Origin of the sequence: Magnetospirillum sulfuroxidans, from assembly GCF_018224925.1 — a bacterium.
GTDB classification, from domain to species: domain Bacteria; phylum Pseudomonadota; class Alphaproteobacteria; order Rhodospirillales; family Magnetospirillaceae; genus Magnetospirillum; species Magnetospirillum sulfuroxidans.
Map to the genome: position 1 here is coordinate 91,705 of NZ_JAGTUF010000002.1, position 25,566 is coordinate 117,270.

At 59.7% G+C, this 25,566-nt stretch carries 25 protein-coding genes and 2 tRNA genes; 17 read left to right on the forward strand and 10 right to left on the reverse strand.

Features of this window, described 5'->3' with window-relative positions; genetic code table 11:
- Positions 1-7: 7 nt before the first annotated feature.
- The 5 genes from KEC16_RS04380 to KEC16_RS04400 are packed head-to-tail and all read left to right on the forward strand — an operon-like array spanning position 8 to position 5,349.
- Positions 8-2,122: a TonB-dependent receptor gene (locus KEC16_RS04380; RefSeq protein ID WP_211546455.1), complete on the forward strand. Its 2,115-nt coding sequence runs from the start codon at positions 8-10 to the stop codon at positions 2,120-2,122.
- A gap of 14 nt (positions 2,123-2,136) precedes the next feature.
- Positions 2,137-2,952 carry a hypothetical protein gene (locus KEC16_RS04385; protein ID WP_211546456.1) on the forward strand — a complete coding sequence of 272 codons (816 nt, stop codon included), beginning with the start codon at positions 2,137-2,139 and terminating at the stop codon, positions 2,950-2,952.
- Positions 2,949-3,971 (forward strand): 4Fe-4S binding protein, encoded by a 1,023-nt coding sequence (locus KEC16_RS04390; protein WP_211546457.1) that lies wholly within the window; start codon positions 2,949-2,951, stop codon positions 3,969-3,971. The genes KEC16_RS04385 and KEC16_RS04390 overlap by 4 nt, the downstream gene beginning before the upstream one ends.
- Before the next feature lie 2 nt (positions 3,972-3,973).
- Positions 3,974-4,600, forward strand: coding sequence for an urease accessory protein UreH domain-containing protein (locus KEC16_RS04395; protein WP_211546458.1), 627 nt, complete (start codon positions 3,974-3,976; stop codon positions 4,598-4,600).
- A complete protein-coding gene (locus KEC16_RS04400; protein ID WP_211546459.1) occupies positions 4,597-5,349 on the forward strand; it encodes an energy transducer TonB in 753 nt (250 codons plus the stop codon). The genes KEC16_RS04395 and KEC16_RS04400 overlap by 4 nt, the downstream gene beginning before the upstream one ends.
- Before the next feature lie 59 nt (positions 5,350-5,408).
- Here the strand turns inward: KEC16_RS04400 and KEC16_RS04405 are convergent, their stop codons facing one another.
- A complete protein-coding gene (locus KEC16_RS04405) occupies positions 5,409-5,552 on the reverse strand; it encodes a hypothetical protein (protein ID WP_211546460.1) in 144 nt (47 codons plus the stop codon).
- Between the two features lie 233 nt (positions 5,553-5,785).
- Here KEC16_RS04405 and KEC16_RS04410 point away from each other — a divergent pair, with 233 nt between their 5' ends.
- A complete protein-coding gene (locus KEC16_RS04410) occupies positions 5,786-6,229 on the forward strand; it encodes a hypothetical protein (protein ID WP_211546461.1) in 444 nt (147 codons plus the stop codon).
- Here the strand turns inward: KEC16_RS04410 and KEC16_RS04415 are convergent.
- Positions 6,189-7,172: an IS1595 family transposase gene (locus KEC16_RS04415; RefSeq protein ID WP_211546462.1), complete on the reverse strand. Its 984-nt coding sequence runs from the start codon at positions 7,170-7,172 to the stop codon at positions 6,189-6,191. The two genes, KEC16_RS04410 and KEC16_RS04415, sit on opposite strands and share 41 nt — an antisense overlap.
- A gap of 1,067 nt (positions 7,173-8,239) precedes the next feature.
- On the opposite strand from KEC16_RS04415, the gene KEC16_RS04420 reads away from it, so the two are divergent.
- Positions 8,240-9,142 (forward strand): hypothetical protein, encoded by a 903-nt coding sequence (locus KEC16_RS04420; protein ID WP_211546463.1) that lies wholly within the window; start codon positions 8,240-8,242, stop codon positions 9,140-9,142.
- Positions 9,143-9,220: 78 nt separating this feature from the next.
- On the opposite strand, the gene KEC16_RS04425 is transcribed toward KEC16_RS04420, so the two are convergent.
- Positions 9,221-9,460: a helix-turn-helix domain-containing protein gene (locus KEC16_RS04425; protein ID WP_211546464.1), complete on the reverse strand. Its 240-nt coding sequence runs from the start codon at positions 9,458-9,460 to the stop codon at positions 9,221-9,223.
- 132 nt (positions 9,461-9,592) lie between these two features.
- On the opposite strand from KEC16_RS04425, the gene KEC16_RS04430 reads away from it, so the two are divergent.
- From KEC16_RS04430 to KEC16_RS04440, 3 genes are all read left to right on the forward strand, one after another.
- On the forward strand, positions 9,593-10,600 hold the full coding sequence (locus KEC16_RS04430) for an IS1595 family transposase (RefSeq protein ID WP_211546465.1): 1,008 nt from the start codon (positions 9,593-9,595) through the stop codon (positions 10,598-10,600).
- A gap of 2 nt (positions 10,601-10,602) precedes the next feature.
- On the forward strand, positions 10,603-10,812 hold the full coding sequence (locus KEC16_RS04435; RefSeq protein ID WP_211546466.1) for a hypothetical protein: 210 nt from the start codon (positions 10,603-10,605) through the stop codon (positions 10,810-10,812).
- A 172-nt stretch (positions 10,813-10,984) separates the two neighbouring features.
- Positions 10,985-12,064, forward strand: a complete 1,080-nt coding sequence (locus KEC16_RS04440) for a hypothetical protein (RefSeq protein WP_211546467.1) — start codon at positions 10,985-10,987, stop codon at positions 12,062-12,064.
- A gap of 160 nt (positions 12,065-12,224) precedes the next feature.
- Here KEC16_RS04440 and KEC16_RS04445 read toward each other — a convergent pair whose 3' ends face one another.
- Positions 12,225-12,920, reverse strand: a complete 696-nt coding sequence (locus KEC16_RS04445) for a hypothetical protein (RefSeq protein WP_211546468.1) — start codon at positions 12,918-12,920, stop codon at positions 12,225-12,227.
- A gap of 199 nt (positions 12,921-13,119) precedes the next feature.
- Here KEC16_RS04445 and KEC16_RS04450 point away from each other — a divergent pair, with 199 nt between their 5' ends.
- From KEC16_RS04450 to KEC16_RS04460, 3 genes are read left to right on the forward strand one after another with little or no spacing between them, the layout of a single operon-like run.
- On the forward strand, positions 13,120-14,319 hold the full coding sequence (locus KEC16_RS04450) for a CBASS cGAMP synthase (RefSeq protein ID WP_211546469.1): 1,200 nt from the start codon (positions 13,120-13,122) through the stop codon (positions 14,317-14,319).
- Positions 14,319-16,004 carry a ThiF family adenylyltransferase gene (locus KEC16_RS04455; protein WP_211546470.1) on the forward strand — a complete coding sequence of 562 codons (1,686 nt, stop codon included), beginning with the start codon at positions 14,319-14,321 and terminating at the stop codon, positions 16,002-16,004. The genes KEC16_RS04450 and KEC16_RS04455 overlap by 1 nt, the downstream gene beginning before the upstream one ends.
- A complete protein-coding gene (locus tag KEC16_RS04460) occupies positions 15,959-16,486 on the forward strand; it encodes a Mov34/MPN/PAD-1 family protein (protein ID WP_211546471.1) in 528 nt (175 codons plus the stop codon). Before KEC16_RS04455 ends, KEC16_RS04460 begins: the two co-directional genes overlap by 46 nt.
- 49 nt (positions 16,487-16,535) lie before the next feature.
- Here the strand turns inward: KEC16_RS04460 and KEC16_RS04465 are convergent, their stop codons facing one another.
- The 5 genes from KEC16_RS04465 to KEC16_RS04485 form a co-directional block, all read right to left on the reverse strand.
- Positions 16,536-16,997, reverse strand: coding sequence for a hypothetical protein (locus KEC16_RS04465; protein ID WP_211546472.1), 462 nt, complete (start codon positions 16,995-16,997; stop codon positions 16,536-16,538).
- A gap of 76 nt (positions 16,998-17,073) precedes the next feature.
- Positions 17,074-17,150, reverse strand: a tRNA-Arg gene (locus KEC16_RS04470).
- A gap of 127 nt (positions 17,151-17,277) precedes the next feature.
- The gene (locus KEC16_RS04475) at positions 17,278-17,586 is read right to left on the reverse strand and encodes an ETC complex I subunit (RefSeq protein WP_211546473.1); all 309 of its coding nucleotides are present in this window, start codon (positions 17,584-17,586) and stop codon (positions 17,278-17,280) included.
- 39 nt (positions 17,587-17,625) lie between these two features.
- Positions 17,626-17,702: transfer RNA gene (locus KEC16_RS04480), tRNA-Pro, on the reverse strand.
- Positions 17,703-17,751: 49 nt separating this feature from the next.
- Positions 17,752-18,681 (reverse strand): LysR family transcriptional regulator, encoded by a 930-nt coding sequence (locus tag KEC16_RS04485; protein WP_211546474.1) that lies wholly within the window; start codon positions 18,679-18,681, stop codon positions 17,752-17,754.
- A 103-nt stretch (positions 18,682-18,784) separates the two neighbouring features.
- On the opposite strand from KEC16_RS04485, the gene KEC16_RS04490 reads away from it, so the two are divergent.
- The 4 genes from KEC16_RS04490 to KEC16_RS04505 are packed head-to-tail and all read left to right on the forward strand — an operon-like array spanning position 18,785 to position 22,774.
- Positions 18,785-19,909 carry a CaiB/BaiF CoA transferase family protein gene (locus tag KEC16_RS04490; protein WP_211546475.1) on the forward strand — a complete coding sequence of 375 codons (1,125 nt, stop codon included), beginning with the start codon at positions 18,785-18,787 and terminating at the stop codon, positions 19,907-19,909.
- On the forward strand, positions 19,906-20,745 hold the full coding sequence (locus KEC16_RS04495; protein ID WP_211546476.1) for an HTD2 family dehydratase: 840 nt from the start codon (positions 19,906-19,908) through the stop codon (positions 20,743-20,745). The genes KEC16_RS04490 and KEC16_RS04495 overlap by 4 nt, the downstream gene beginning before the upstream one ends.
- Positions 20,742-21,611 (forward strand): HpcH/HpaI aldolase/citrate lyase family protein, encoded by an 870-nt coding sequence (locus tag KEC16_RS04500; RefSeq protein ID WP_211546477.1) that lies wholly within the window; start codon positions 20,742-20,744, stop codon positions 21,609-21,611. The genes KEC16_RS04495 and KEC16_RS04500 overlap by 4 nt, the downstream gene beginning before the upstream one ends.
- A 5-nt stretch (positions 21,612-21,616) precedes the next feature.
- Entirely contained in the window at positions 21,617-22,774 is a 1,158-nt protein-coding gene (locus KEC16_RS04505; protein ID WP_211546478.1) for an acyl-CoA dehydrogenase family protein, read from the forward strand.
- Positions 22,775-22,796: 22 nt separating this feature from the next.
- On the opposite strand, the gene KEC16_RS04510 is transcribed toward KEC16_RS04505, so the two are convergent.
- Positions 22,797-25,424, reverse strand: a complete 2,628-nt coding sequence (locus tag KEC16_RS04510) for a PAS domain-containing sensor histidine kinase (RefSeq protein ID WP_211546479.1) — start codon at positions 25,422-25,424, stop codon at positions 22,797-22,799.
- Between the last annotated feature and the right edge of the window lie 142 nt (positions 25,425-25,566).

Genomic DNA, 25,566 nt, shown 5'->3' on the forward strand with positions numbered 1-25,566 from the left:
TTCTTTCATGTCCTCCGCATCCTTGCGGCGGCGCGTCTGCGCATCCGCCATCACTTTCGTTGCCCTTATTCCGCCGGCCTTGGCCGAAGACGACCCCACCGTGCTGGACGAAATCAGCGTCACCGCCACCCGCAGCGAACGGGCCACCAAGGACGTCCCGCAATCCATCAGCGTCATCGGTTCCGAACGGATCGAAGCCGAGCGCATGTTCAACATCAAGGACGCGCTGTCGGGCACGGCGGGGGTGCAGGTCGACAGCAAGAACGGCGGCTCGGACGTGCGCCTGTCCATTCGCGGCGCCGGCATCAAGGCGGCCTATGGCGTGCGCGAGATCATGGTCTTGCGCGACGGCGTGCCGATGAGCGACCCCGACAGCTTTACCCGTTTCGATTTTATCGACACCCAAGACATCGACCGCATCGAGGTGGCCAAGGGGCCTGGGTCAATTTTCTCCACCGGTTCGGCCGGCGGAACGATCCAGATCTTGTCGAAATCGGTCTTCGACCAAACCGCCAATCGCGCCCGCATCGGCCTGGGCACGCAAGGGGCGCAGAATCTGCACATGCGCTGGGGCGGCATGATTGACGACACTCAGGCGGTAGCGGTAACCGCTTCGCGCCGGGTGCTGGAGAATGGCTGGCGCCATTGGAACAATTTCGAGACCAATCAGGCTGGGTTCAAATACGGCCGGATCATGCCCTCGGGCGGGACGTGGGATTCGGAAATCAGCTTTTCCAACAGCTTCACCCAATTGCCCGGCACCATGAACACCTCGCAGTTCAATGAATACCGGACGACCGGACGGCAAAACGACAATTCCGACGCATTCAAGAATTCCGGCCGCGATGCCTGGACGCTGTTCGGCAACACCCGTTATGAACAAGATTTCGGCGATTTCACCTTTCGCCCACGCGTCTACGCCAATCACTGGGAGCATTATCACCCGGTAACCGGCGTCATCAACGTGTCCGAAGGCAATTACATCTTCGGCACCGATATCGAAGGCGAATACCGCCATAATCTGGCCGGCATGAATTCCACCTTGGTCGGCGGCGTTACCTTGCGCGCCGATCTGTCGCTGGATGCGCGCAAATACGCCTATCGCGATTACACCACCGCCGGCACCCGCATCAAATCCACCTTGTCCGACCGTCAGGGCGGCCTGCTTGAAACCCAGGACACCAAGAACTATCTGGCCGGCGTCTTCGCCCAGGAAACCCTTACCCCCACCGATCGTCTGTCCGTCGATCTGGGCGGCCGCGTCGATCGCAGCATGTTCGAGATCGATACCGATAAACGCGGCGAATACAATTACGCCACCGGCAATTACACCTGGGGCGCCAGCCAGTCACAGGCGACGCCGTCCTTTACCCTGGTATCGCCCAAGATCGGCGCCAGCTACAAATTAACCCCGACGCTGACCGCCTATGCCTCGCTGGCCCAGGGCGATCAGATACCGTCATCGTCGGAACTGACCAGCAACCCTGGCCTGACCACGGCCCAGTCCCGCAATTATGAAATTGGCCTTAAGCATCGTTCGAACCAATGGCAGTTCGACGCGGCGCTGTACTACAACCCGGTCAAGGACGACATCGTCCAGGTCTATGAAAACGGCCAATCGGTTTATCAGAATGCCGGCCAGACCGAGAAAAAGGGCTTTGACGGCACCTTGACCTACCGCCCGTTGCCGGGCCTGAGCATCGGCGGCAGCTACACCTATAGCGACTATACCTATGACCGCTTCGCCGAAATCACCGGCAGCGGCGCCGCCAAGACCACCACCAGCCGCGCCGGCAACCGGGTGCCGCTGATCCCCATGCACCAATATTCGCTGTTCGCCCAATATCGCCACGACAGCGGCCTGAACGCGCGGATCCAGACCATCAGCTGGGGCGAATACTGGATGGACAACGCCAACACCGAGAAATACGGCGGCTATTCCTTTGTCACCAACGTCTCGTTGGGCTGGGACATCACGCCGGAACACGCCATCGCCCTGAACATCGACAACGTGTTCGACCAGCATTACGCCACCGAAGCAAAAAAGGACACCAACGGCAGCAAGACCTTTGGCGGAGCGGCGCCGCGCAGCTTCCTTGCCACTTACACCTTGAAATTCTAAGACGGAGGTCATCCATGCGCATTTTCCTGATGGCCGCCATCGCCGTGGCGACGGCGTCTCCCGCCCTGGCTCAACATGACCACGCCAGCCCCTCTGCCCAAGCCGCCGCCCAAGGATGGACCGCGACCCCGATCGTGACGGCGCGGCCGGCCGGACGGCTGGAAGCGGTGGCGACGCCGCTGAACATGACCGCCGACGCGGTGCGCGTCGTGCCGCCGCAAGGCCCGACCCGGTCGCTGAGTCTGAATGACGGCAAGGCCCGGATCACCCCTGAAATCGGAAACTACCATCTGGTGCTGGCCTCCAGCGACCACGATGGCAGCTTCATCACGGCCGCCACGGCCATCTATTTCAGCAATCCCGGCCCCGGCCCCGGCGATCTGTTGGCGGCAGCGCGCCCCGGCTTGCTTTTGCTGCCGGAACGCTTGCCGCGCGAACATTCCAGCTATCGGTCGGGGGAAAGCGTGCGCTTCCGCCTGATGGCCGATGGCCAGCCCCTGCCGGGGGCGGTGGTAAACCTGGAAACGGCCAATGGCACCCACCAGCGCCTGTACAGTGATCTTGACGGTTGGGTTTTGGTGACATTTCCCGCCGATTTCCCACCCATCGACCAACGCCCGCCACAAGTCCATGGCCGCCCCAACGGCAGCGCCTTCGCCCTGTCGGCACGGCTCGGCAGCGGGGCCATCCCGCGTCTGGCCAGCTTTGCCTACACCTATGGTCCCGACCAATTGGACGGAACCTCGCCCTGGGCTGGCTTCGCCCTGGCCGTGCTCGGCATGGTTTTAGCCGCCCCCCTGGTCATCCGCCGCACCGGAGCCGCCAAATGAATGCCCTGACCCTGATGCGTCTGCGCCCCTGGGTGCAAGCCTTTAGCCTGATTGTGCTGGTCTATGGCGCCGGCGCCGTCGGCCATTATTCCGCCGACAAATTGTCGGGTGCGCTGCCCGCCTTGTCGTGCGCCTATGACCAGGAAAACGCCGCCTATTGCGTGCTGGTGCCGTTGCAGCACCAATTGCATCACCGGGTCGGAGAAGGCTTGGTGAAGCTGCACGGCATCACCATGACCTTGTTCCTGCCGTTGATGTTCACCGTGTTGTCGTTCCTGGCCTTTTTTGTTGTCCTCAACAAGGCGTTTTGCGGCTGGATCTGTCCGCTGGGAACGGTGCAAGAAGCCCTGCACCGGATCGGGCAACGCTTCGATTTGGCCTTCCGCCGGGTTCCGCCGGCATGGCGGCCCCGAGTTTCCTCGATAAAATGGATCGTGCTGGTTTTGGCCATCTTCGCCTTGCCGCTGATTTCCGGCATGGGCGTGTTGCCCCATTCGTTCCGTGATCCGTGGTGTCAGGTCTGCCCGTCGCGCATCGTCACGACTTTGGCCACCGGCGATGTCAACCAATTGGCCTTGCCGTTGGCCGGCACCTGGAGCGAGATCATCTTCGTCGTTCTGCGTGATCTCGGCTTCGGCTTCGGCGCCGTCTTCGCCCTGTCGTTCCGCCAACCGTTCTGCCGGGTCTGCCCCATGCTGGCCCTGCACGCCATGTTGCGGCGGTTCGCCCCGTTGCGGCTGGTCAAACGGGCCAGTGCGCGCTGTGACCGCTGCGGCCTGTGCGCCAAGGCCTGCCCCATGGATATCACCGCCATCCATACCGCCAGCGGCGCCACGGCCTTTGATGCCGATTGCACCTTGTGCGGCCGCTGCATCGCCTTTTGTCCCGAAGACGGCACCTTGTCGCTGCGCTTGGGACCGCTGCCGCTGGTAAAATCGTCGGCGGCGGCCTTTAACGCCATGACCCGGCGGGAAAGCCCCGAAGGCAAGCCCAAGCCCGTCGCCAAGGCAGGACGTTAGCCATGGATCTGGTGGCGCTGGGCGGAATCTTCGTGCTGGGGGTATCGGTGGGCCTGACCGCCTGCGCCGCCTCGTGCCTGCCCTTCATCGGCACTTGGGCGCTGGCACGCGGCAAGGGCGGCTGGGACGCGGCCGAGGATCTGGCCGCGTTTCTCGCCGGACGGTTGGCCGGCTATGGCTTGTTGGGGGGCATCGCCGGCTGGGCCGGCGAAAGCCTGGGTCGCATCCTGGCTGGGCCGTTGGGACATGGGGCCATCGGGCTGGCCGGAATCGCCGCCGGGCTGGCCCTGGTCTGGCGGCCCCGCCGCCCCACCGGCTGCGCCGTCAGCCGTGCACCATTGCCGCCGCTGCTGTTGGGGGCCGCTCTTAGCTTGACCCCCTGTGCACCGCTGGCATCGTTGCTGGCGGCGGCGGCATTGGCGGCACAACCGCTGCAAGGGGGGATCATGGGAATCGTATTCGGCTTGGGCGCGGCGGTAACACCGCTGGCGCTGGTGGTTCCGGTTCTTGGCCTGCTGGGCCGCAACCTGCGTCTTCAGGGCGGAGTGGAAAACTGGTTGCGCTGGTCCGGCGCCGGCGTGCTGGTCGCCCTGGGTCTGCGCCGTCTCAGCCTGTTGGTGGGGATATGATGATCGCCGGCCCCCGCCTGTGCGTGCGCGCCGATCCCGGTGGCCGCCGCCGCGGCCCCGTGGCGGCGGCGGTTCTGCATGGCGCCGCGGCCCTCGCCTTATTGGGAATCGCGCCGCCCTTGGCGCCCCAGCCGCCCCAGCCGCTGTTGATGGTGGAATTCGTCACCCTGCCCCCCCCAGCCCCAACACCGACGGCCCCAACACCGATCGCCGCCGCCCCGATCCAAAAGCCGCCGTCCAAGCCCGTGGCCACGATCCCGCGTCCGCCCCCCGCCCCCAAAACCATCGCGGCCAAGACAATTGCCGTGCAAAACACAACACCCGTGGCTGAAACCGAGGTAGAGACGAAAGCGGACAATAAGACGGTCGATCAAGGGGTTGAACCGGCAGCGGCGGCCCCCACGGCTGCCATTGCCGCCGCGACAGCCGGAAACGGAACCAAAAGCGGCGACGAAGCCGACAGCTTGCCGAATGCCCATGCCGCTTACCTCAACAACCCCAAACCGCCTTATCCGACATTGGCCCGACGGCGCGGTTTGGAAGGCGTGGTCATCTTGATGGTGCGTGTCGATGAATTAGGCCACGTCGCCACACTGAATGTTCAGCGGTCATCGGGACATTCGGTGCTGGATCAATCAGCTTTGGAGACGGTCAAGTCCTGGCGCTTCGTGCCGGCCAGACGGGCCGGGCATACGGTAGAAGCCGCCATCGAAATCCCCATCCGCTTTGCCCTGACCGGAACAAGCTGACATGCGGGGCAACAAACGACAAAGCCAAGGACGGGGCCGACAAAGCGGCCCCGTTTTCCTCACGCGGCCAAAGCGGCCTGATTTTGACGCAACAGCAATTCGACCACGGCCAATTGCCAGATGCGGCTGCCTTCCACCTTGGCGTCTTCGGCAATCTGCCGAAGCATTTCGATGGACAGATTGCGGATCCATTCTTCCAACATAATGCAACAACCTCCATGTTGTTGCGGCGCAGCATATCTGAAAATGCAGCGGTCTTACCACCGCAGCCAATGCATCGGAGGCATGTGTGGAATGCAAGAGATTGTGGTTTTCCGATAGCCGTGGCGGAACGGAGAATATGCGGAATTATGTAGCAAACGCCACCAAACCCAATTCGTTTTGGGAAACTGGGCGCTTAAGCTCGGCTCCAGACTGATATGGAGCGGATCGAGCGATGAGCCGGGCCAGCGTGGAAAGTGTGGTGAAAGTGCTTCTCCGGAAGCGGACAGTTCTCGCCAAAGCCGTTGCCCTGGCCGAGGCGGTCGTGGAGGTCAGGCGCCAGGAAGTGGCGCACCTCGATGCGACCATTCGACTTTTGACCACGGACACCCCTCCCGATAAGAAAAGGCCTGGGCGCCGGAGCGGCAGCCTTAGCCGCACCCTGGTCGGCATCCTCCGGTCAACCAGGCAGGCCCTGCCTATTCAGGCCATCGTCGAGAAATATCTCGCCGTCTCGGGCATGCCTGCCGACGATCGCTCAGCCCTCACCACCGCGATCCGGCGCTCCCTCATCAATCTGCGGAACCGGGGCGCCGTTACTACGGCGCCCGGCCCCAAGGGAGGTTACCTATGGCGCATCAACGCCGAGGTTTCCGAACTCGCCGCTGATACCCCCTGAACTCGGGATCTGGTCCGCAGTTGAGCGCCAAGTGCAGGATGAGCATCACCAATTCCAGCGCAGAAAGGCGGCGGTGATCCTCGCGAAAGGCCGCCTCCACAGCGTAGCGGTGCAGATGGTGGCCGGATATCCGGTGGTGCTGACCGCGCTCCAGTTTGCGAAGCCGAGAGAAGAAGCTTTCCGCCTGGTTGCTACAAGCAACCCCATCCGAATAAACCTCCTCGTGGTTGATGCGATAAATCTCGTGCGTGGCATGCAAATCGTTCCACGAGGGCGCTTCATCGCCATAGCCGATAGTGCCTGGGCGCATTCGGCGCGCCAGGAACGGCACTCCTCCAGCCTCTGTCGGAGCAACGGTCACAATTGTCCGTCCCGTCGGCTTTCGCTCCCTGCCCACGATCACGACCCTGCGCTTTGGGCTCTTGTTTCTGGCCTTCCGGCGGTCTCGCCGGTTTTTGCGCCAATTGGCCTTGCGGACGTGACCGCCGATATAACAGCCGTCGAATTCGACCTCCTCTCCTTCACCGCCAATTTGGCGGTCGGAGCACTCGACCAAGAAGCTGTGCCGAAGCTTGTGGAATAGGGCAAACGTTGTTCGGTGATTGACGTCCAGTTGCCGCGACAGTTGCGCTGCCGACGTTCCTTTCGCTGCGGTTGCCCACAAGGTGACGACCACCAACAACTGGCGCAGTGATAGCTTTCGGCCATGAAAGGCCGTCCGGCTGGTCAGGCTAAAATTTCGAGCGCACCACTTGCATTTGAAGCGTTTGCGGGCATCCGGACCAGTAGCCGGCATATTGCAGTCAGGGCAGATCGCCGCCCCTTGGGTCGAAGGCCATCGTGCTCGGCAGAAGAGAGCGAAGATGTCGGCATCCGACATTTGCATGATGTGAAGCAGGCCAAATCCGCGGCTGGCCGCAGATAGCAAGAAATGGATCGACATGAGTTTCCCCGTTTGCGCCCCGAAAGAGGGCGCAGCATGGTTGTGCTGGGCCGTGCGATCTGGCATGCTGCGAGGTGCGTATGCTCACGCATGCTCAGATTGTCGGTGTTGGCTTAGGCTGGCAGCGACATCCGCATCAAAGCCCCGCCGCGTCAACGGCGGGGTTTTTCGTTTCGATGGGGTCTCCGCGCCTCTATAAATGTCTCTGCGTGATAAGCGTGTCTACATGCACAGAACCTCCATGGAGTAGGTTCGGCAAATATCCGTGACGAACCACCCCGTTGGCAATCCGAAAATGGAAGGCGGGGGCGTGGTGTGAGAAGGTGTCGTGTGCGAACAACGCCGCCGTTCCATTTCTCCATTACATCATTTTCACGCGACCACATTTTCTCCACTGAGGGTGGTGACTACAAAATTCGCAGTTTTCTGCGGTATTTGCACCCAGTGGTGCGGAGCTGCAATGTTTTGTCTGCGCGAATTGCGGCCCCTTCTTCCCGTTTTCTCCTCACCGCGCCCTGACAGCGTTGCCGTGCTCCGCCGAGTTGGCAGCCAGAGGGTCTTTAGGGAATGAGCTTCGGCCCGGTCTTCAGCCACACTCGGCGATACCGCCCCCATTCCAGGGCAATGCCAATGGTGCAGCAGGGTGTCCTTCGAACCCAAGAACCCAAGGTAGCGGTCTGGACATCTGCTTCCCTCGCATGGAGACTGGCCGGATGAAGGGGAGGTGAAAATGCCAATGGATGAGCAATGCCAACCCAGGCGTACAGCCATGACGCGCGAAGTCTGGATGGCGATTTGCCAAGCGCATCCGAGCAATACCGCGGCCCTCGAAGGAGAGGCGTGTCTATGCGACGGCGCATGGCCTGACGCGATGTCGGCCACCGTCCATTGGCAAGCCTGGCGGACGCTAAACGCCACTCGGACAGACGCTCTGTCGCAACGCTTCGTCGTGGTTGCCGATCAAGCGTTGGCATTCCGCGCTACGCTGGCGCCAGAGCAGTACGTCTGGGCACCGGACGCCGCCGCACGCGTGCCCAAGCATTGGCGGAAGGCACACCCGGAGGTAGATGCGCTCGCGCGACGCCTTGAGGCGTCAGAAGCGCACATCGCTCCAGCATTTTCCTGAACAACGGCCAATAATAACCATGGTTTCGGCTCCGCCCGTGGTCTCGACGATTGATTTATCCAAGCCCCAAACTTGGCCCTTTTCGATTTGCGCTCATTTCGATCGGTTCGGCGATGTCTACCGTGCCTGGGACGCTGGCCAGGGGAGCGCGGCATCTTTTGACCTGGCCGTCAGCGACCTAGTCGACCGGATGCAGCCCTTTTCCCTGAGGGGCTGGCATTGTACCCGCCTGACCGAGGACGAAATGGCCGAAATTCTAGCCAACGGCATGCGTCTGCCAAACCAGCTCTTTTTGCACCAGCGGGTTGACCAGTTGGAAAGTGCCTGCCTGATATCGGCACAGACGGCCAAGCTTCTGAGGGAGTGCAACAGCGCTGCGGATTCCGGTCGGGCTGAAATGCTGTGGTTTTGCTTCTTCCGCCCCGGCAAGGCTGGTGAAGGTGGGATCGGGAGATTTTTCAAACATTGGGGCGGCGAGGCCCTGTATGTGCACCACGAAGGCAATCTTTCCACTTCACCCGAGCTGCGCCGGATCGGCACCCCTTGCATCGTTGAAGCAGAGGTTCCGATTTCGTTTCTTAGATCCCAGACCAGCCTCGCTCTGAAACTGATCGAGCGGAAGCTGTGCAGTATCGGCCGAGCTGCCCGACGCGGGGTCGATCACGAAGGCGCCATCAACGTGCCGCTGCCGGCGGAGAACATCCACCGTCTCATCACCTATCCACATTACGAGTTCCGGCGCATGACAGGGTGCGACAGGTGGCGCGAGCCAATCCTATTGGCTGACCGGGACGCCAACCCAATGCGACCACTTCGTCGCAGGCTTGCCTCGTCAGAAGCATAGGTCATCGCGTCGAGTATCGTGGGCAGCAGATCGGGAACCTCCGCTCCTACAGAAGGAGCCGGGATCGCGCGTCCGCAGCTATCGGTTCTCACTCAGCCGAAGCCGCGCACCTGGCCCCATCGTTTCGTCGGCATCGAGAAAGACGACGCCGGCAGCTTCCATGGCGACGCGCATGGCCAGGACGTTGTTGTAGGTCTGCGCCCCGCGCCGTTTCTCGAAGTTGCGGACGGTGCTTTCCCCTAGGTGCGCTTTCTCGGCAAGATCCCGTTGGGACCAGCCAAGCAACGCGCGCCCGGCAGCGGATTGTTCGATCGTCAATGGCCTATCAGTCATGCGGCATCTTAGACGGTGATAACGATTTTCGTCAATGGTGCTCGAGATGCGTTGACCGCGCACGAATAACGCTATACACTTCCAAATAACGAAAATCGTTATTTTTGAGGTGCTCGAATGCCCAGGCCGTCCGGCCAACACTTCCTTCTTTCCGCAAAGGCGCGCACGTTGTCGCTCGCCCAGGTGTTCGGACTGACCGACGCCGCTGCGGAGGAAGTGTTTCGCGGCATTCGCTGGGCCGATACGGAAGGCAATCCAGTATGTCCGCATTGCGGATGCCCGATCTGCTATGAATGTCGGCGTCCCAGCGGCGCCAGCCGGTGGCGCTGTAAGGCTTGCCGAAAGGACTTCTCCGTCACCTCCGGCACACTATTCGCTTCTCACAAGCTGCCGCTCCGCATCTACCTAGCGGCGATAGTGATCTTTGTGAACGAGGTGAAAGGAAAGTCCGCACTGGCCTTGGGGCGCGACCTGGGTGTCCAGTATAAGACGGCCTTCGTCCTGGCCCACAAGCTGCGCGAAGCCATGGCGATCGAGGCTCGTGAGAATCGCCTCGGTGGCGAGGGCACAGTAACCGAGATTGATGGCGCTTACTTCGGTGGCCATGTCCGACCGGAAAACCTTAAGAAGGATCGCAAGGATCTGCGGCGGACGGAGAACAGGTCTGGGAAGCGCCGCTGCGTCGTCGTCGTTCGTGAGCGCCAAGGCCGCAGCCTAGCCCGGAGCTTTGCCACCGAAGATGCCGCCACCGGCTTCATCCGTGCCCATGTCGCCAGAGGCGGCGTCATGCATGCCGACGAAGCAAGTTCTTGGAACCGGTTGCATGCGCATTACGACCTGCGTCGGGTCAACCACATTCACGGCTACAGTATCGACGGTGCCTGCACCAATCAGGCCGAAAGCTGGTTTTCCCGCCTGCGCCGAGCAGAGATCGGTATCCACCACCATATCAGCGGCGACTACCTCGATCGCTATGCCCAGGAAGCGGCCTTCCGTGAAGACAACCGTCGGCAGCCGAACGGCGAACTCTTCCGCTTGGTCACCAGCTTGGTCTGCGCCACCAAGCCCTCTATCGACTTCTGCGGCTATTGGCAGCGAGCTCAACTGGCCGGGAAAGGGGCGTAAAGATGCCTGAACCACTTCGCCACAACGGCTTCTTGTGCGTCACCGACATCAACGGTATCCGCCACGCCCTGAGGCTCAGTTCCATTTGTGGGCTGCGCGATGCCGATAGTGACCGCACCGAGGCGATCATCGTCGTCAATGGTGGCCGGGATGCGATCATTGTCGCACATGACCTCGATCAGCTATTTGGCGCGATCGCCAGTCCGCAGTGATTGCAATGGCGATCGGAGTTGTACGCCCCCCCCAAAAAATCCGAAGCAAGAAAGCCCGTCGAGTATCTTGACGAACGCACACAATGGATGATGATTAAAGTGATGGTGCAATCAATACACGGCCTCATTGCCGCCTACAGCACCAAAATATCTTTGATCTACTAGGTGAGAAATGCCTGATATAGAAGATAATGACAATATATTCGAAAGAATAATTAATAATATCATTCAATTTCATGCATACATTGAGCCCGCGCTAAGGATGGCGACGATGGCGTGGGCATTTTCCCTGACAAGCATACTCTACATTATTATCATAGCATTCTACTGCAATGATCGGGAAATACCATTTTTTGATTTCGCCGCCACGACAGGGGTATACATATGGATTGTCGGCGCCTTGGTCGTGTTCTTTTCCGCGATCCTATCAGTGTACAGTCTTGCCCCGGTCTTTATGAAAGTCGCAATTCTTAAACGCGTACAGATTAGCAATGCGACTGCAATAGGGTTAACGTTGGCCCCTGCTGTTATCGCCATCAGCATTATATTCATGAGAACGCTGTTTCTGAAAGACAGGGAGTTCATATTTGCTGCTACAATCATTGTAGCAACATCAATATTTACCTGTATTGTCTGCTTCTATCGCTATCTAACAGCTCCACTAGTTGAAGGTGCGACGAGTCGGGCTGGAGATGCAGTGCTTGCGGCAAACCTATTTGTAGTCCCTGTATTTATGCTGGTATCGAAGCTATCTCTGATGGGAATCCACCACCTGGAATCATCAGAGGGTTTACAGAACATCGATTTTTCCAGTTATGCATGGATAATATATGCCGCCTCTTTTCTCGTTATTCCCATTATAGTTGTTGTATTTTTCAATGCCGCACCGGGATTAAAGACGCGGAAAGGCATTTTTTTATTCGGTGCGCTCGCCATTGTAGCTCCGCTCATGCTAGCTCCATTTGCTATATTTGATAGAGTCCTGACCTTCTTGAGTGTCGGTGGCGATGTGCCTTTCGCATTTTCTCTTCAAAAGGGGGAGAATGTGTGGGGGCAGCAAGAAGTGCGTGGCTATATGCGATTTATAACCACTGACAACGTCCATATCTCTTGCGGGAAGGGAACCCCTGTGGCGACCCTAAATTTGCGCCATGTAACGGGTATTCGGCGGATATTGGATGGTGAGGATGTCAACTGTAGTGCGATCTACCCGGCTGGGCAAAAGAACAGAGCGGACGCTCAGTCTCCGTAAATATAGCGTTTTCTGCTTGCTCGTCAGGGCACAGACCTTTGGCCGCAACTTATCCCGGCGCGATATCCTCACCCATTATGACGATCTTACTACCTGTTGCTGAACTGTCGGGGCCTCGTCACTAGCGCAGTCTCGAATCCGTTAGCTGCACTGTTACGCTTCAAATCGCACGAACGAAACGAAGCGAGGCAGCAGTATTCATGCCCCGCCGCCACATGCGGTTAGACCACATAGTTCCTTCCATCACGTTGTAGCCAGGCTGAATTTCCAATCTGGCGGCCCCATGAAACATGGGGGCGTCGCTAACGACATCAGTCTCGTTCCTCTGGCTGAACATGTAGCTCATCGCGGGGCGCGCATTCTCGCCCCCTCTGATCGGTTCCACGAGGAAGGTGTCTGAGTCCTTGATGGGAGTGTCCTGATTGGGGTTCCAAAGATGAATGTGGATGTGCCCCCAAGTCTGAGTTATTCGTGCACGCATCTTTAGCGGAGTGAGGGAAGGCAGTTCTTCGCCGTCGCAAACCCGAAAATCAATCGATGGCTCCTTCCCGCAAGCAGATTTCAACAGCCTCTCGATGCGCGGCCAATTGCTGCAAATCTCCACTTCCCATTCGCCATTCAGATCCGGAAAGACCCAATCATTCATTTTTGGGAATGCTTTCCAGAATAAGCGCCAGATTGGGGTGACAAAGAAGATCGCGATGACAACCTGGACCCAAAACACAACTTTTCCGAATGACGGCTCCACACCGATTTCGGGAAGATATTCGTCCAGCAAACCGAATGCGAAATTCGTCGCGAGCACGACATAGCTGATCGCCGTGATCCAAAATTTAGGCCCAAAAATCCGATACATTCGTCACCATCGATGCATGAGCTTCTTGGCGCCGCGTTCCAGCTGATATGCGGACACGGCTCCTATCTTCTAGCGCGGGGCGCGATTCGCATTCAATGTTTTTACGTCAATCCGGCTTGCGGCTGGAAAATAAGCCACTATATCGTCAGGACATGCCCAATATGTGGTAGAACCCCATGACTTGGAGGGTCGCTTTCCTATGGCCGCATCCGTAAACGCCCACTCTTTGTTCGCGGGTCGAGATCCGGCCGCGTTCCTGAAAGCCATCACCCCCTCTGATGCCCAGCGTAGGCAGTTGTTAGAGGCGCGTAAAACCATCCGCGCCCACCTCAAGGCCGGTTTCCATATGCTGAGCCAGGATGTGACCACCCAGCAACAATTGGGATTGATCGACCGGCAGACCATGAAGCCGTTGCGGCTCAGCCCCAAATTCGCCTCTCAGGGCTCGTTCGTCTACGGCACCTTGAACAATCCCGCGCATCAGCCGCCGCAGGAGATGGATCTCGACGACGGCATGTATTTGCCGTTAGAGGTTATTGACAAGGTACCGCCAAAGGTTGCCAGCAACCTGCTGTTCAAGGTGGTCGGTGACATTTTGGCGCATTTGTGCTCCCTGAATCCAGGCTGGGAAATGGAGCGTAAATCGACGTGTTGCCGTGTTTCCCTGCCATTTGGCGCCCACATTGACGTTCCGCTGTACGCCTATCCCGATGAGTACGAGGAGTACTTGGAAAAGGCGGCCGTCGCCTTTGCCGAGTCGTTTTTTGCCCAGGATTCTGTTATGCGCCAGAAACCATTGGAGAGCGACAAGGTCTGGCTTGCGCACAGGGACAACGGCTGGCAACAATCCGACCCTAAGAAGATCAAGGACTGGTTTGAAGAGAAGGTGGACCTGCACGGCGAGCAGTTGCGTCGGGTTTGTCGTTATCTGAAGGTTTGGCGCGATCAGCACTTCCCGACTGGTGGTGTGCCCTCGATTGCCCTGATGGCCCATACTGTTGCCATCTTCGATACCACTTGGATGGATCCTGATCGGGACGACCTCGCATTGTTGCGCGTGGCTGAGCAATTGCCGGGCTTACTGACGGAGAAGGTCGCCAATCCCACCATCGACGTGCCCGAAGGTGATCCGAGCAAGTATCTGGATGGAGGTCTGGAGCCCAAGGATCGGCGTGATGTCGTCCAAAAGGCCTGGGATCTGAAGCAATTTCTTTCCGAAGCGCTTGAGGACCATTGCCAGCGCCAACGGGCGCTGAAGAACCTTCGGCATGCGTTCGGCCCACGTATGCCTGATCGCCCCGACCTCCTCCACGTAGATGCGGCTGAAGCCGTGGTTACCAGCGTGGAGCCACGTGTTCTGGCACCGGCAATCATCCCCAACCACTCGCATTCCGCCTGATGGCCGATTGGCATCGAGAGGTCCATCGGGCGCTCGTCGAGGCCGGATATAAACCGGTCTCGCATGCCAAGGCTCGGCTCGCGTACCAGGGGGCTATGCGCGCGGGCTCATTTGACGTCCCGATTCTCCTGCAACTTGACGAAGATATGGTCCGACGACCATCAATCACGTTGCTGGACCGGCCTGGGGTTCTCTCAAATCCGCTGCCACATATCGATCCCGACAACGGCCTATGCTACCTAGACCCACAACTTTCAAGGATGGACCCGCTCAATCCGATGGGTATGGTGGGGGCCTGCCTGAACAAGGCGCAGGCGCTGTTGGAAAAGCTCGTCTCCGGGCAAAACGACGCGGAGGCAGAACGCGAGTTTCCATTGCTTTGGGACCCGGACTACCCAGCATTCAGCACACTCCCGCAGGGATTTTCCGGAGCGGCGACACTCTTTAATTTTGAGGGAAAAAACACCATTAGTGTGCTTGTGGCCTCAGAGGACCAAGCGCAGGATTATGGGCGGGCTTGGCCAGCTGGCGGGGTAGAAATAAAATCAATTTGGCCTGCTTATGTATTGAACTGGCGCCATCCGGTAAAACCGACCCAACCTTGGCCGGTCAAGACAGTCCAGAATTTTTTGGATTTTCTAGCATGGATCTCTCCTGTTATTGCCGCAGAGGCAAGAAAACACATTGATCTCCGAAACGGTCATAAGTTTTTGTTAGTCTTGGATGCGCCAAACGCGTGTGTCGGGGGCTTTTTTGAGGTGCCAAAACAATATCGGCGCCCAGAGTTCAAGACGCGGCAACAAGCGCTTCTACACGCATTCGATCGAGAAGATTGGCCCCTGAAGAGAATGACGTTTCAAAAGCTCGACCAGGACCACCTCGTCCGACGAAATCTCGGGGAAAACGGCCTCGCCGGCAAGAAGGTGATGCTAATCGGTTGCGGCACGATCGGCGGCTTTCTCGCCGAAATGCTGCTCAAAATCGGCGCCGGAATTGATGGGGGGCGATTGACGCTGGTGGACAGCGACGTGCTCATGCCGGGAAACTTGGGGCGCCATATCCTTGGTCTGCGTTACCTCATGCAAAATAAGGCTGCTGCATGTAAGGAATATCTCGGCCAACCACTCGGACCGGCCCTGGTGGATGTCTGGACCGAGGATGTGCGAAATCTTCGCAAGGATATGTGGCGCTACGACCTAATCATCGAGGCAACCGGTGATGAAGCTATTTCAGAATGGCTGAATGCCTGGAGACTGTCGCAGTTGCCATCATCCAGTAAGTTCCCGCCAATTCTCCATAGTTGGATTGAAGGGCCAGGAGCGGCTGGCGTCGCATTTCTGAACGCTTGGCCAGAAACCGGATGTTACCGGTGCCTCAAGACGCCAGATGGCACGCCTCGCTTTCAGGTTCTTTTCAAGGCGGCCCCCGATGCGGGCGTGGTTGTAGCCTCGTGCGCAGAAGCTTCCTACGTTCGATATCCTGTTTCAGCATCAACACAGGCGGCGGCTCTAGCGCTTCAAAGCGTTATCGATTGGCTGCGGGACGGAACCAGACGGCCATTCAGACATAATCAAATTGATTCGGATTTCGCTCGTGCCAGCGGATCCCATAACGTCGCCCACCAGAAAGGCTGTCGCGCATGCTCGAATCAATCCACGCCCCAACAGGCGACGAGCGCGGCCTAATTCTTCTGCGGCCCCGTGTGTTCCAACTCATGATGGCCTTTCGCCAGACCGGACCTGTGGCTACTGAAGCAGGGGGGGTGCTGATTGGCAGCTTGCGCGGGCCTCATATCGAGGTCATTGACTGTACCCAACCCATGCAAAACGACCTAAGGCGCAGCCATGCGTTCGACCGTCGAGATGCGGGGCACGTGGCCGCGATACACGCGGCTATGAAGGGCAGTGCAGGAACCATTGGATACGTTGGAGAGTGGCACACACATCCTGAACCCGTGCCGTCCCCTTCGGGGCAGGATAGCGCAAATTGGCGCAATCTCGTCCGTCAGACGAAACATTCATTGGCTTTCGTGATCTTGGGAACGGATGGGCTGTTCATGAATTCACTGGACGAACGCGGCAAAGGTTCTGCCGGCTGGAAGTTGTGCTTTCCCGAGAGCTGCAATGAGGTGCTACGCAAAAATCCGACAATTAACCTCACCCCCTAAGCCCACCCCATGTGATCATCCTCCCGTTTTTTTTGCTCACGAGCACCGCTCAAGCGGCACCGTCATTTTCTGGTTCATCATCGAGGATTAGGCGCCATTTAACGTTCCGGGCGTGCCCGATCTTTTCCACCGCTCCAATTTTGCGAAGATCGTGGAGGGAAACCAGGATGCGCTTAACGAAATCCAATCGCTGCCGGCGATCTGCCTTAGGGTCCAGCCCCTTGTCCAGCATCGCCCGCTCCGCGATGTCATTGGCACAGACGATCTCCCTTTCGCGGAGCATGTCGTAGCAGCGCCTCGTGATCTCGTTCCGGCCGAAATAGGTTGATCGTTTTGGTATTCGACCCTTGGTCGGAATGTCTTCGGGTAACAGGCCGAACAGTCGCAGTACGGCATCGACGTGGAATAGATCCGCCTGAAGGCGATCCAGTTCCTGCTGGAGGTCTATGATCCGGCCAGCGATTGCCGACCGCTTGTCGCGTAGGCTGGAGAGAGTGGTGGTGTCGCTCATGTCCCCGAATCTACGGGAAACCGGCTCCGCCCGTCATTTTCCGGGTGGTGGCGTTTGCTACATAATTCCGAAAATATGGCGCGCCCTGTTGGATTCGAACCAACGACCTGCCGCTTAGAAGGCGGCTGCTCTATCCAACTGAGCTAAGGGCGCGCAATTGATTCGGGCCGGCATGTCAACGGGGTGACCGACGGCATACATTTCGCGCGGATGTCGGGGAAACACCAAGGATCAAGCCCGGCAAAGCCCCGCCGACGGCGAAATCGTGTGCCGGCGAGGGTTAGAAGCGGCCGAATTCCAGCTTATCAAAGCGGAAATTGTCGGAATAGTTCTTGGCCGGCACCGGCTTTTTCGTCGCTTCCTCGAATACCTGGAAATCCAGGCCCTTGCGCTTGGCATAGGCCACGGCTTCATCCTTGCTGGCGAACTTGATGCGCACCTGCTGGGTCATGTCATCCGAACCCAGCCAGCCCATCAGCGGATCGGCCGCCTTTGGCGACGCCGGTTCGTATTCCAGCACCCAAGCCTTGGTATTGCCCTTGCCCGATTGCATGGCGGTCTTGGCCGGACGATAGATGCGAACCTGCATGGACACTCTCCTTGGGATAGTCTTGGAATCCAACCCTTTTGGTCGGGGAGACAAGATTCGAACTTGCGACCCTGGCGTCCCAAACGCCATGCTCTACCAGGCTGAGCTACTCCCCGAGTGGGCTGTTTCTAAGGCGTTTTGCCGCTTAAGGCAAGCCTCGCTTCATCATCCATTCGGCTGAATCAACGGTTGCCAGCGCAGTCTCTGAGCATGATCGCACACCAATTGAATAATGGCCTGCTCCAACGCCAAGCCAGCCGGCGACAACGGCTTTTCCGTCGGTCGGGCCAAGGCCATCCGCCGCGTCGCCAACGGCGTGTCGATTTCGGCCACCGTCAATTCGCCCCGCTGAACCATGGATTCGACCGAGGCATAAGGCAAGACCGTGTAAACCCGTCCCAGCCGAACTGCCTCGATCAACGCCGGCAGAGCGTCGATTTCGATCACCGGATCAATCGCACACTGACTGGTCAAAGCCAAAGAATCAATCATCAGCCGCAACCGGTGCGGCCGCGCCGGCAGCACCAGCGGCACTTGCGCCAGCCTTTGCGGCGAAACCCGAGTCCCTGGGGCGAAACATCCTGCCGGGCCGACCAACATGGTCGCCTCTTCCAGCAATGGCGTCACTACCAGATGACCCATGGACGACATCTCGTACAAGATCGCCATATCCAGCCGCCCTGCTAAAATCCATTCATGGATCGAGGCGCTAAAGCCTTCGACCAGATGCAGCCGGACCTTGGGAAAACGTTCTTGGAACCCCAGCCCCAACAAGGGCAGCAAGCTGATGCCCAAGGATGGCGGAACCCCCAACGACAACGCCCCCGATGGCTGCCCCCCTTCGGCATGGACGGCTTCACGCAGGGCTTGGGCCGCCTGCAACAGCCGCCGGGCATGATCCGCCACGATCTCGCCGGCCGCATTGGCCACCACTCCCCGTCCCGTCCGCACCAAAAGCGGCACACCCAAATCCTCTTCCAGCATCTTAATCTGACGCGACAATGCCGGCTGGGCGATGCGCAGCAGCGATGCCGCCTTGGAAAAGCTGCGTTGGTCGACGATGCAGATGAAGCTGCGAAGTTTATGCAGATCCACGATATACCTAAATGCGATATCTAATATGAGAACCATATCTTAGACGCATAGCAATCGACAAGCTAAGCTGGCCCAGGTTTGAATTGGCACGGCACGCAATAATATGAACGCAGCGTTGGACGGAATCCTGGTCATCGCCTTGGAACAGGCGGTGGCGGCACCTTTATGCACGTCGCGGCTGGCCGATGCTGGCGCCCGCGTCATCAAGATCGAACGGGCCGATGGCGATTTCGCCCGTGGCTACGACCACGTCGCCCATGGCGAAAGCGCCTATTTCGTCTGGATCAACCGTGGCAAGCAATCCCTGGTGCTGGATATCAAGCACGCCGAAGACGCCGCGTTGTTGGAGCGGATGTTAGGCCAGGCGGACGTGTTCATTCAAAACCTTGCCCCCGGCGCGGCGGAACGTGCCGGTTTTGGCTCGGCCGCACTCCGCCGCCGTCATCCGCGCCTGATCACCTGCGATATCAGCGGCTATGGCGAGGACGGTCCTTATCGCGACATGAAGGCCTATGACCTGCTGGTTCAAAGCGAGGTCGGTCTGGCCGCCATCACCGGTGCGCCCGAAGGGCCGGGACGCGTCGGCGTCTCGGTCGCGGACATCGCCTGCGGCCTATATGCCCATGCCGCCATCCTGCAAGCCCTGTTCGAACGCGAACGCAGCGGCCAAGGCAGCGCCATCGCCTTGTCGCTGTTCGATGCGGTCGCTGATTGGATGGCGGTTCCGTTGATGCATTACGATTACACCGGCACGGCGCCGCAACGGGTTGGGCTGAATCACCCCAGCATCGCCCCCTATGGCGCCTATGCCGCCGGCGACGGGCGGCAGGTGGTCTTGTCGATTCAGAACGAACGGGAATGGCAACGCTTTTGTGACGAGGTGCTGCGCCGCCCCGAAATGGCCACCGACCCGCGCTTTGTCTCCAATCCCCAACGGGTGGCCCATCGCCCCGCCTTGGACGCCATCATCACCGCCGTGTTTTTGCCGTTGACCCAGGCGCAGGTGATCGAACGCCTGACCACCGCCCGCATCGCCTTTGGCCGTCTTAACGGCGTCGACGATCTGTCGGTTCATCAACAATTGCGCCGCATCACCGTCGAAACGCCATCGGGACCAGTATCCACCGTGGCGCCGCCGATCCGTTGGCACGACCACGACCAACAGCCCGGACCGGTCCCAGGCTTGGGCCAACACAGCCGCTCTATCCGCGAAGAGTTCACGCCATGACCTTGGATCACCTCAAAACCTGGATCGGAACCCACGAGGAAGTCACCGACACGCTGTGCGCCGCGCCGCTGGCCGGGCTGGCGGCTTGCCTGGATCACGACACGCCGCCTTGGGCCGTCGGCACGGTACCGCCCTTGGGACATTGGCTATATTTCCTGCCCCGTGCCTTGCACCGCGACATCGCCGCCGACGGCCACCCCCATCGCGGCGGCTTTTTGCCGCCGGTACCGCTTCCCCGGCGCATGTGGGCAGGGGGCGATCTGTCGTTCCCGCAGCCGCTGCACGTCGGCGACACCGTCCGCCGCATCTCCCGCATCAAGGATGTCAGCCATAAATCTGGCCGCTCTGGCCCCATGGTCTTCGTTGCCGTCGAACATGAAGTGCACAGCGAAACCGGCATCGTCTTGCGCGAAATCCACGACATCGTCTATCGCCAGCCGGCCCAACCGGGCGATGCACCGCCGCCGCCGGTCGCGCCGCCAATGCCGGCGCGGTGGCAACGCGCCATCACCCCCGACGCGGTCCTGCTGTTCCGCTATTCGGCCTTGACCTTCAACGGTCACCGTATCCATTACGACCGCGATTATTGCCGCCAAAGGGAAGGCTATCCCGGATTGATCGTCCACGGCCCGCTTACCGCCACCTTGCTGGCCGATTTGTTCCTGCGCCACAATCCCGGCGCGCGGGTTACCGGTTTTCGCTTCCGCGCCAAGCGGCCATTATTCGACACTCACCCGTTCAGCCTATGCGGCGCCCCCATCGTCGGCGGAGCCGCCTTGTGGGCGCTTGACCACAGCGGCGCCGTCGCCATGAGCGCAGAACTGAAGGCCGCATGATCCCCCCCTTCACCCCGCGCTGGCGTTCGTTGCTGTTCGCCCCTGCCGACAACGCCAAGCTGTTGGCCAAGCTGCATGAAAGAGGGGCAGATGCCGTCATTTTAGATCTGGAAGACGCCATTCCCTGCGCAGGTAAAGCCGCCGCCCGCGCCGGCATCGCCGCCTGGATAGAGCGTCTTAACGGATACAACATCCCCGTGGTGGTGCGCATCAATGCCGGCTGGCTGGACCTTTACGCCGATTTGAACGCGGTCGTTCGCCCCGGTCTTACGGCCCTGATGCTGCCCCAGGTCAAGGATGATCTGCAAGTGCGCGCCGTCGATGCCATCCTTGACGCGATGGAGCAGCAGCGCGGGCTTGCCCGCCGGGGAATCGGCCTGATCGCCCTGATCGAATCGCCCGCCACCTTGCCCCATCTGCCGGTCATCGCCGCCCTGCCCCGGATCATCGGTCTAGCCTTGGGCAGCGAGGATTTTTCCCTGGCGTTGCGCGCCCCGCCCAGTCGCGCCTCCTTGACCTTGCCGTGTCAGATGATTGCCCTGGCTGCCGCCGGGCAGGGCCTGATGGCCCTAGGCCTGCCTGATACATTGGCCAATTTCCAGCACCTCGACATTTATGGCGCCAGCATCGCCCAGGCTCAAGCCATGGGCATGACCGGGGCGCTGTGCATTCATCCGGCTCAGGTCGCGCTGGTCAACCAAGCTTTCGCCGCCAGTCCCGAACAACGCCAATGGGCCGAGCGGGTTGTCACCGCCTGGACCGAGGCCGAGGCCGTCGGCAGCGCCGTCTGTTCGGTTGATGGCCAGATGGTTGATCGCCCCGTGGTCGAACGCGCCCGCGCCCTTTTGACCCAACCCCGCGGTTGACCCCCATGCTCACGCCCGAAACCTTCCCCGAAATTCGCGATTCCGTGCGCCGCTTGTGTGCAGGCTTCCCGGGCCGATATTGGCGTCAATTGGACGCCGAGCGCGCTTATCCGACCGCTTTCGTCAACGCCTTGACTCGCGCCGGCTTTTTGTCGGTGCTGATCCCCGAGGAATATGGCGGTTCTGGCTTGGGGTTGGCGGCGGCCGCCGCCATCTTGGAAGAAATGCACAAGATGGGCTGCAACGGCGCCGCCTGCCACGCCCAGATGTACACCATGGGCACAGTGCTGCGGCACGGCAGCCCCGGACAAAAGCAAAAACTTCTGCCCGGCATCGCCAATGGCTCCATCCGTCTTCAGGCATTTGGCGTCACCGAGCCGACCAGCGGTACCGACACCACCCGGATCAGCACCTTTGCCCGTCGGGTCGGCGACAAATACGTCGTCAATGGTCAGAAGGTCTTCATCTCGCGGGCGGAGCATTCCGATTGGATGGTGTTGCTGGTGCGCACCACCCCACGCGATCAGGTGGACAAGCCATCGCAGGGAATGAGTGTGTTGCTGGTTGATCTGCGTCAGGCGGTCGGCAAGGGGCTGACCATCACCCCGATCCGCACCATGCTGAACCACGCCACCACCGAAATCTTCCTTGATGACCTGGAAGTGCCGGTGGAAAACTTGGTGGGGGAAGAAGGCAAAGGCTTTTCCTATGTCCTTGACGGCATGAACGCCGAACGTCTGCTGATCGCCGCCGAATGCCTGGGCGACGCCCGCTTTTTCATCGACCGGGCCAGCGCCTACGCCAAAACCCGCGCAGTGTTCGGCCGCCCCATCGGTGCCAATCAAGGCGTCCAATTCCCCATCGCCCGCGCTTATGTGGAAAGCGAAGCGGCCGCCTTGATGGTGCAAAAGGCCATCGCCTTGTTCGATGCCGGCCAACCCTGCGGATCGCAAGCCAACATGGCCAAGCTGATGGCGTCGGAGGCATCGTGGCACGCCGCCGATACCTGCTTGCAGACCCATGGCGGTTTTGGCTTTGCCGAGGAATACGACATTGAACGCAAATTCCGTGAAACCCGGCTGTATCAGGTGGCCCCGATCTCCACCAACCTGATCCTGTCGCACGTCGCCACCCACGTTTTGGGGTTGCCGAAAAGCTTTTGAGCGTCGGGCCTTTGATCCCGCCTTAAATTGCAGCGGCCTTGGGCAAGGCGACATGGAAGGTCGCCCCCTGGCCCAATTCCGATTCGACCCAAACCCGGCCACGGTGGTGCTCGGCGATCTTGCGGACCGATGCCAAGCCGATGCCGGTCCCTTCGTATTGCTCCTGCGGCACCAGACGCTGGAAAATGGCAAACAGACGCGGATGATCTTTAGGGGCGATACCAATCCCGTTATCACGCACCGACAACACCCAAAAATCGCCGTCCTCGGCACAGCCGACACTGATTTCAGGGACGATTTCCGGGCGGCGGAACTTGATGGCATTGGCGATCAGATTGCTGAACAAACGTTCAAGTTCCGAACCGATCCCGGTCACCATCGGCAAGCCGGACGCCACCGTGACCACCGCCCCGGATTCGCCGATGGCGGCGGCCATATTGTCGATGGCCGTGCTCAGCACCGCCCCCAGGTCCACCGGCTCCATGTCGCGGCTGCGGCCGATGCGGGAATAATCCAGCAAATCGCAGATCATCCGATCCATGCGCCGGGCGCCATCGGTGGCAAAGTTGAAAAAGGTCTCTTCGTCCGTCCCCAGCTTATCGGCCAAACGCTTTTTGATCAGCGACATATAGCCGTTGATCATGCGCAGCGGCTGACGCAGATCATGCGACGCCACATAGGCGAAACGTTCCAATTCCGTATTCGATCGCTTCAATTCCGCCAGCAACGAACCGATTTCGGCTTCCGCCGAAAGCCGGGCGCGTATATCGCGGAAAATCACCACCGCGCCGCGCACCAGATCTTTTTCAATCAAGGGATTGACGCTGAATTCCACCGGCAAGGGCGAACCGTCCTTGCACCAAAATACGTCTTGGTCGCAATGACGGGCGATGCCGTCGGCCAGGGTCTGCCATATGGGGCATTCCGCCATGGGATGCGCCGTTCCATCGGTATGGGTGTGGTGCAGCACCTGATGCTGGGGCAATCCGATCAGTTCCTCCACATCCCAGCCGGTCATACGGCTGGCGGCGCGATTGAAAAAAATGGTCCGCCCCTCGGCATCGATACCGGTAATGCCCTCGCCCGCGCATTCCAAAATCAGCAGGTTCTGGTGGGCGAGACGCGCTGCCGCCGTCTCGGCCCGTCGGTGGTCGGTGACGTTGCGGCCAATGATGGCTTGGCCGCGCCGCGTTCCATCGGCATGAAACAACGGAATGCGCATGACCTGAAAGAATGCCGGCTCACCCTGTATCCCGGCGATCACCTCTTCGCGGGTGACGGGGGCGGCACTCTTCCACATCACCATGTCGCCGGCGACACCGGCCTGCAACCAGAGCCGTAAATGTGGGAAAGCCTGCATAATTTCGTCATCGGTCTTGCCGCGCACATCCAGCGCCGTCAATTGCAAAGAGCGAACGGCAGCGCCATTGGCGCCGCGCCAGCGCCCGCTTTCGTCCTTCAGGCAGATCAAATCCGGCAAAGCGTCCCACAGCGCCTGGCGATCCGACAATATATTGCGAAAGGCAACCACCGCCGCGCGCATGTCGTCCAGTTCGTCACCGTTTGCCCCCCCTTCATCAATTAACGGCACTTGCCCGGCGATCAGGCTGCGCAAATCGGCGCCAATGGTCCGTAACGGCCTCAGCAAACGGTGACGCAAAATGACCAGGGCAAGCCCCCCCAGCACCAAGGCCACCACCGTCAGTGCCAGACTGACGCCCATCAGCACAGTAGCTCGCCGCTGGATCCCCTTGACCTTCAGATCACAATGCGCCTGGGCGGCATCGAACAGCCGCATCACCCCATCAAGGACGGGAACGGCGACGCTGCTATAGGAACTGGCCGGCAGAACCATATGGTGTCCGGCTTGGGATCGGCCGATGATCTCGTCTTGCAAGGGATGTAAGCGTTCTTGCAAATCCACCTGGACCGCGTCCAAAGCGGCCCGCAAATGGGGCTGGTTGGCGGCGTCGATGTCACTGCGAATCGCTGCCAATATCGCATCGCTTTTCCCGCGTAACCGGGCCAGATCGTACAAGGCCGCCGCATTCAACACTGCCCCTTGGGCGGCGGCGGCGCCAATTCGGGTCGATTCTTCGCCCAGGGCGTCCCGCAGGCTAAGCGTCGCCAGCTTGACCCGAGTCAGCAGGCGAAAGGACGGATCGAAACGATTGCCCCGTAAAGCCTGCAAATGCAGTATCTGCTGCAATTTTCCCAGAAATTCCGTCGATTCGCGGTACCACAGCTCCCTGATGCGGCCGTCGCGCTGAGCCAGCGGTACGGCCAGCTGCGGATCGATGGTGGACCGTAACTCTTCGAGCGCACGCCAGCGTGCCGTCAGATCAGCCGCCATCTCGACCGCCAAACCCGGCATGGCCGCCGTCAGCTGTTCTTGCCCCGACCGCCGCAGACGGGCAATGAAATCAACGCTGACGTCATCTTGCGGCGACACGGCCGCCAAACGCAAATTGACCCGCCCACGTTCGAAAATAAGGTTCCGCCCCACCAACAGCAGATGGTCGACGGTTGCATTACTACCGATCAATTCCTGGGTAACCCGGTAGCGCTGGTACTGAGAGCCAAACTCCCGCAATGCCAACGCCCAGATGGCCAGAACCAAGCCTGCCACCAGCCAGAACACCACACGCATGGTCGATGACGCCAAAAACTGCGGCAAGCACGACCTCAAGAAATTCAGCACGACAGAACCCACCGCGAAACGACCGCACGATCAATACCAAAGAATTATAGCGGTGGCTTCACATCCTCTGTCCACCCACAAATGCATGCAC